The sequence below is a fragment of the Streptomyces sp. NPDC053431 genome, assembly GCF_044544925.1.
In the GTDB taxonomy this organism is placed as follows: domain Bacteria; phylum Actinomycetota; class Actinomycetes; order Streptomycetales; family Streptomycetaceae; genus Streptomyces.
In genome coordinates, this window is the sequence record NZ_JBITXX010000052.1 from 1 (window position 1) to 7,935 (window position 7,935).

At 73.0% G+C, this 7,935-nt stretch carries 2 protein-coding genes; both read left to right on the top strand.

Annotated elements, in window-relative coordinates; genetic code table 11:
- The coding region (locus ACIGXE_RS37260) for a type I polyketide synthase (RefSeq protein ID WP_399754600.1) at window positions 1-5,941 on the top strand (5,941 nt) is incomplete at its 5' end.
- 99 nt (window positions 5,942-6,040) lie between these two features.
- A partial coding sequence (locus ACIGXE_RS37265) for a type I polyketide synthase (protein ID WP_399754601.1) occupies window positions 6,041-7,935 on the top strand: 1,895 nt, incomplete at its 3' end.

Here is a 7,935-nt window from a genome sequence, read left to right on the forward strand (position 1 = left end):
CGACCGACCCGCACTCCTCCCCTTCTCCTGGTCCGGCGTCACCCTCCACGCCACCGGCGCCACCCACCTCCGCATCCGCCTCACCACCACCACACCCGAATCCGCCCGCCTCGACATCACCGACCCCACCGGACAACCCGTCGCCACCGTCGAACGCCTCGACCTGCGCCCCCTCACCAAGGTCGCCGACGGGGCCCTGGTCAGCCGGGAGGCGCGGGGCGGACTGTTCCGCGTGGACTGGGTGCCGCAGGCCCTTCCGCAGGACGACACGCAGAGCGTCGACGTGGCCGTGCTCGGCACCGCGGAGGCGGCGGGCGCCCTGGGCGTCACGGCCCCCGTCTTCGCCGACCTGGCCGCCCTGGCGCAGGCCGTCGACCAGGGCCGGGCCATGCCGCGCGACGTCCTGGTACCGCTGACGGACGTGACCGGCACCGACGCGGGGGACGGACTTCCGTCCCGTGCGCGTGCGGCGCTCCAGGACACCCTGCGGCTGGCGCAGGACTGGCTCGCCGAGGACCGGTTCGCCGACTCCCGCCTGGTCGTGGTGACCCGCCGCGCCGTCGCGGTACGGGACGAGGACGTGACCGACCTCGTGCACGCCGGCGTGTGGGGACTGCTGCGCTCCGCCGCGACCGAGAACCCCGGCCGCTTCCTCGTCGTCGACACCGACCGGCTGCCCCTCGGCGACGGTCTGCCCGCCCTCGTGGCGGGTCCGGACGAGACGCAGGCCGCGCTCCGTGAGGGCCGGCTCCTCGTGCCCCGCCTGGCCCGGACCGCTCCGGACGCTGCGGCGGAGGACGCCGAGGCCGGGGAGGTCGACCGGAGCCGCGGCACCGTCCTCGTCACCGGCGCCACCGGCACGCTCGGCACGCTGCTGGCCCGCCACCTCGTCACCCGGCACGGCGCCCGCCGGCTGCTCCTGCTCAGCCGCCGAGGCCCCGACGCCCCCGGCGCCGCCGAACTCCGGGCGGAGCTCGCCGGACTCGGCGCGCACGCCGACCTCGTCGCCTGCGACACGGCCGACCGCAGCGCCCTCGCACGAGTCCTGGCGGACGTGCCCGAGGCGCATCCGCTGACCGCGGTCGTCCACACCGCCGGCATCACCGACGACGGCATCCTGCCGGCGCTCACTCCCGAGCGCCTGGAGGCCGTGCTGCGGCCGAAGATCGACGCCGCCTGGCACCTGCACGAGCTCACCCGCGGCCTCGACCTGGACGCCTTCGTCCTCTACTCCTCCCTCGCCGGCCTCCTGGGCACGGCCGGGCAGGCCAACTACGCCGCCGGCAACACCTTCCTCGACGCCCTCGCCCAGCACCGGCGGAGCCAGGGCCTCCCGGCCGTCTCCGTCGGCTGGGGCCTGTGGGCGCAGACGAGCGCCGGCAGCAGTCATCTGGACGACGTCGACCTCAAGCGCATGGCCCGTTCGGGTCTGATGCCCCTGGCGGACGACGACGGCATGGCCCTGTTCGACGCCGCCCTGCGCCTCGACGACGCCGTTCTCGCCGCCACGCGCCTCGACACCGCGGCGCTGCGCCGGCAGAACGCCGATCCGCTGCCGCTGCTGCGGGGGCTGGCGCCCGTCCCGCGCCGCCGCACCGCCGCGGGCGCCGCGGGCCACGGCGGGTCGCCGCTGGCCGAACGTCTGGCGGGGCTGAACGCGAGCCGGCGCGAGCGTGCGCTGATCGATCTCGTACGCGGTCAGGTCGCCGACGTGCTGGGCTTCACGGACCTGGAAGGCATCGACCCGGAGCGGGCGTTCAAGCTGCTCGGCTTCGACTCGCTGACCGCCGTGGAACTGCGTAACCGGCTCAACGGCGCCACCGGGCTGCGGCTGCCCGCGACGCTGATCTTCGACCACCCCACCCCGGCCGCTCTGGCGGCTCATCTGTCGGCGGAGCTCTCGCGGTCGCCGCAGGCCGCACGGCCCACGGCCGTCGCCCGGCGGACCGTCGCCGCGGCACAGGACGGCCCGGAGCCGATCGCGATCGTGGGCATGGCCTGCCGCTATCCGGGCGGGGTGGCCTCGCCGGACGACCTGTGGCGGCTGGTCGCCGACGGCGTGGACGCGATCGGCGAGTTCCCCGAGGACCGCGGCTGGGACCTGGAGAACCTCTACGACCCCGACCCCGAGCAGATCGGCAAGACGTACACCCGCAACGGTGGATTCCTGCAGGGCGCCGACCACTTCGACCCCGCCTTCTTCGGGATGTCGCCGCGCGAGGCGCTGGCCACCGACCCCCAGCAGCGCCTGCTCCTGGAGACGGCCTGGGAGGCGATGGAGGACGCGGGGCTCGACCCCACCGCGTACCGGGGCAGCCGCACGGGTGTGTTCACCGGTGTCATGCACCACGACTACGCGAGCCGGGTCCGTGAGATCCCCGAGGACCTGGAGGGCTTCCTGCTGAGCGGGAACTCCGGCAGCGTCGCCTCCGGCCGTATCGCGTACACCTTCGGGTTCGAGGGGCCCGCGGTCAGCGTGGACACGGCCTGCTCGTCGTCGCTGGTCGCGCTGCACCAGGCCGCCACGGCCCTGCGCGCGGGCGACTGCGATCTGGCGCTGGCCGGCGGTGTCGCGGTGATGGCGACGCCCATGGGCTTCGTGGAGTTCTCGCGTCAGCGCGGTCTGGCGGCGGACGGCCGCTGCAAGGCCTTCGCGGGTTCGGCGGACGGCACGGGCTGGTCGGAGGGTGTGGGTCTGCTCCTGGTGGAGCGCCTCTCCGACGCACGCCGCAACGGACACCGGGTGCTCGCCGTCCTGCGGGGCTCGGCGATCAACCAGGACGGCGCCTCCAACGGCCTGACCGCGCCCAGCGGCCCCGCCCAGGAACGTGTGATCCAGCAGGCCCTCGCCAACGCCGGACTGACCACCGACGACATCGACGCCGTCGAAGCCCACGGCACCGGCACCCGCCTCGGCGACCCCATCGAGGCCCAGGCACTCCTCGCCACCTACGGCCAGGGGCGTGAGGCGGACCGACCGGTGTGGCTGGGTTCGTTGAAGTCGAACATCGGGCACACCCAGGCCGCCGCCGGCGTCGGCGGGGTCATCAAGATGGTGCAGGCCATGCGCCACGGCGTCCTGCCCCGCACCCTCCACGTCGACGAACCCACCCCCATCGTCGACTGGGACTCCGGCGCCGTCGAGCTGCTCACCGAACAGCGGCCCTGGCCCACCCTGGAGGACCGCCCGCGCCGGGCGGCCGTCTCCTCCTTCGGCATCAGCGGCACCAACGCCCACGTCATCATCGAGCAGGCCGAGGAGACCGAGCCGGCCGGCGCTCAGGGGGAGCCCACGGAGACCCCGCTGCCGGTGACGCCGCTGCTGCTGTCCGGCCGGTCGGAGCAGGCCCTCGCGGGTCAGGCCGAGCGGCTTCTCGACCACATCGAGCGGAATCCCGAGATCGACCTCGCCGAGGTCGCGCACGCCCTGACCACCAGCCGGGCTCAGCTCGAGCGCAGGGCGGTGGTGCTGGGCACCGGGCGTGAGGAGCTGCTGTCAGGCCTGCGGTCCCTGGCCGCCGGAGAGGAGTCGGCGTCGGTGATCACGGGTGCGGTGCCGCGTACCCGGGGCGAGACGGTGTTCGTGTTCTCGGGTCAGGGCTCCCAGTGGGCCGGCATGGGACGCGAACTCTACGACCACTTCCCCGTCTTCGCCGAAACCCTCGACAACGTCTGCACCCACCTCGACCAAGCCCGCACCGCTCACGACCCCCACACCCCCCACCTACGCGACCTCATCTTCGCCCACCCCGACACCCCCGAAGCCACCCTCCTCAACCAAACCCTCCACGCCCAACCCGCCCTCTTCGCCCTCCAAACCGCCCTCTACCACCTCCTCACCTCCTACAACATCACCCCCGACCACCTCATCGGCCACTCCATCGGAGAAATCACCGCAGCCCACACCGCCGGCATCCTCACCCTCCAAGACGCCACCACCCTCGTCACCGCACGCGCCACCCTCATGCAACAACTCCCCACCCACGGCACCATGATCGCCATCCAAGCCACCGAAGACGAAGTACTCCCCCACCTCACCCCCCACCACCACCACGCCGACATCGCCGCCATCAACAGCCCCCACTCCCTCGTCATCTCCGGCGACCACCACACCGTCACCACCATCGCCCACCACTTCACCACCCAAGGCCGCCACACCAAACAACTCAACGTCAGCCACGCCTTCCACTCCCCCCACATGAACGACATGCTCGACACCTTCGAGCGCACCGCCGCCACCCTCACCTACCACCACCCCCACACCCCCATCACCCCCACCCTCACCGGCAAACCCGCCACCGACACCGACCTGCGCACCCCCACCTACTGGCGCAACCAACTCCGCCACACCGTCCGCTTCGCCGACACCATCCACACCCTCACCACCACCCACAACCCCACCACCTACATCGAAATCGGCCCCACCCCCACCCTCACCACCCACATCACCGACACCACCCACACCACCCCCAACAACCCCACCACCCACACCCACCACCTCCTCCACCCCCACACCCCCCAAACCACCACCCTCCTCACCACCCTCGCCCACCTCCACACCCACGGCACCCCCCTCACCTGGCCCACCCACACCCACCACCCCCACCCCACCCCCCTCCCCACCTACGCCTTCCAACACCACCGCTACTGGCTCAACGCCACCACCCGCCCCCAGCAGGCGGAGGCCGACCGGGGTGCGCACGCGCTGCTGAGCACGCCGATCCGGATCGCGGGCACCGACCACACGGTCCACACCGCGCACCTCACCCCCCACACCCACCCGCATCTGATCGGCCACACCCCCGGCGGCACGCCCCACCTGCCGACCTCGACCCTCGTCGAACTCGCCCTGCAGGCCGGCAAGGCCGACGGTACGGCGGCGGCCACGCTCGAACGGCTCACCGTCCGCACCCCGCTCGCGCTGCCCGCTCGCACCACCCTGCAGCTGCAGACCCGCACCACCCCCACCGACGACCCGCTGCGCCGGACCGTCACGGTCTTCGCCTCGCGTGCGAACGACGTGGACGACGCCTGGATCGAGGTCGCCGAGGGCCTGGTGCGCACCGGCGGGCCGAGCGGGGACGCGGCGGACCGGACGGCCGGGCCGGGCGAGGAGATCCTGGCGCGCCTCTCGGACGAGGCGCTGGACGAGGCCGGCAGGTACGGACTCCATCCGTCGCTGCTCGAGGCCGTCGTCCTCGGCCGGCCGGGCGAGGTGCCCGAGGGCAGCGCTCTCGTGCCCGTCGAATGGAGCGGCGTACGGGTGTACGCGGCGGGGGCCACGGCCGTACGAGCCGTGGTGACACAGCGGGCCGAGCACACCGTGTCGATCCGCGTCACGGATGAGCACGGTCAGCCCGTCGCGGACGTCGACTCGCTGGTCTACCGGGTCGTGCCGGACGAGGAGTTCGCGTTCGCGCGGTACGCGGAGCCGGTCCCCGCCGCCGGGGATCCGGGACACCGGGCCGTACACGTCAGCGTGGGCGGGGACGCGGACGCGGGCGGCGGCCGGGAGTCGCTGGCGCGGCGCCTCGCCGGGCTGCCCGACGCGGAGGCGCAGGAAGCGATGGTGACCGAGGTGAGCGCGGCGGTCGCGGCCGTGCTGGGTCACGCGGACGTGCACTCCGTCGACCCCGAAGCGAGCTTCCACGAGCTCGGCTTCGACTCGCTGACCGCGGTGGAGCTGCGCAACCGGCTCAGCGCGCTGACCGGTTCGCCGCTGTCGGCCACCGTGGTCTTCGACCACCCGACCCCCACGGCGCTCGCCGCCGAGCTGCTGGCCCGCCTGCTGCGGGAGGCCGGCCCGGGGCAGCAGCAGGCCGGGGACCCGGTCGCGGCCCCGGCGGAGGCCACTGCGCGGCAGGCGGAGGAGATCTCCTTCGACTCCGAGGAGGAGCTCTTCGCCTTCATCGACAACCAGCTCGGCCGCACGTCCGACTGACCGGCCCGGGGGCGGCTTCGGCCGCCCCCGCCCCGGTCCACAGACAGCAACGGGAGATACGGAAAGCCCATGCCTAACGAGGAAAAGCTGGTCGAGTACCTGAAGTGGGTCACGGCCGATCTGCACAAGACACGCGAACGGCTGGCCGAGGTCGAGGCGGCGTCGACCGAGCCGATCGCGATCGTGGGCATGGCCTGCCGCTATCCCGGCGGTGTGGCCTCGCCGGACGACCTGTGGCGGCTGGTCGCCGACGGCGTGGACGCGATCGGCGAGTTCCCCGACGACCGCGGCTGGGACCTCGAGAACCTCTACGACCCCGAGCCCGGCAAGCCCGGCAAGTCCTACACACGGCACGGCGGGTTCCTCGACGAGGCCACCGGGTTCGATGCCGAGTTCTTCGGGATCTCCCCGCGCGAGGCGCAGTCGATGGACCCGCAGCACCGGGTGCTGCTGGAGACCTCGTGGGAGGTGTTCGAACAGGCCGGCATCGATCCGACGACCCTGAAGGGCAGCAGGACCGGTGTCTTCGTCGGCATCGCGGAGGAGAGCTACCTCGGGCTGGCGTCGCCCGAGGAGTTCCAGGGCTACCTGATGACCGGCAAGCTCGGCAGCGTCGCCTCGGGCCGCATCGCGTACACGTACGGCTTCGAAGGGCCTGCCGTCAGTCTCGACACGGCCTGCTCGTCCTCACTGGTCGCGCTGCACCAGGCCGTGCAGTCGGTGCGGTCGGGCGAGGTGACGCTGGCCCTGGCGGGCGGCGTCACGGTCAACGGCGATCCCGGCGGGTTCGTGGAGTTCTCGCGTCAGCGCGGTCTGGCGGCGGACGGCCGCTGCAAGTCGTTCGCCGGTTCGGCGGACGGTACGGGCTGGTCGGAGGGTGTGGGTCTGCTCCTGGTGGAGCGCCTCTCGGACGCACGCCGCAACGGACACCGCGTCCTCGCGGTCCTGCGAGGATCCGCCATCAACCAGGACGGCGCCTCAAACGGCCTGACCGCGCCCAGCGGCCCCGCCCAGGAACGCGTGATCCAGCAGGCCCTCGCCAACGCCGGACTGACCACCGACGACATCGACGCCGTCGAAGCACACGGCACCGGCACCCGCCTCGGCGACCCCATCGAAGCCCAGGCACTCCTCGCCACCTACGGCCGCAAGCGCGGCGCCCCTCATCCCCTCTATCTCGGCTCGCTGAAGTCGAACATCGGGCACAGTGTGGCGGCCGCGGGCGTGGGCGGGGTCATCAAGATGGTGCAGGCCATGCGTCACGGCGTCCTGCCCCGCACCCTGCACGTCGACGAACCCACCCCCATCGTCGACTGGGACTCCGGCGCCGTGGAACTGCTCACCGAGGAGCGGCCGTGGCCGTCCGTCGAGGGCCGCCCGCGACGGGCGGCGGTCTCCTCCTTCGGCATCAGCGGGACCAACGCCCACGTGATCGTCGAGCAGGCTCCGGCGATCGAGCCGGCGTCCGGCCGGGAGAGCGAGGCGGCGTCCGGTCCCGAGAGCGAGGCGGCGGAAGCGCGGAAGGCGCCGGCAGGCCGGGAGACACAGGAGGGCCAGGAGGCTCGGGAGCCCCAGGAGGCTCGGCGCGGACAGGTGGCCGCCGCCTCACTGCCGGTCGTACCGCTGCTGCTGTCCGCCAAGTCCGGCCCGGCGCTGGCCGGTCAGGCCGAGCGGCTGGCGGAGCACATCGAGCGGAATCCGGAGGTCGGCCTCGGCGAGATCGCGCATGCGCTGGCCACCAGCCGCGCCCGCTTCGACGAGCGGGCCGTGGTCTTCGGCGACGACGAGGACCGCCAGCTGGTCGTGGAACGGCTGCGGGCGCTGAGCGAGGGCCGTGAGGTGGCCGGGGTGACGCGCGGCACGGTCACACCACGTGCCAAGACGGTGTTCGTGTTCTCCGGTCAGGGCTCCCAGTGGGCCGGCATGGGACGCGAACTCTACGACCACTTCCCCGTCTTCGCCGAAACCCTCGACAACGTCTGCACCCACCTCGA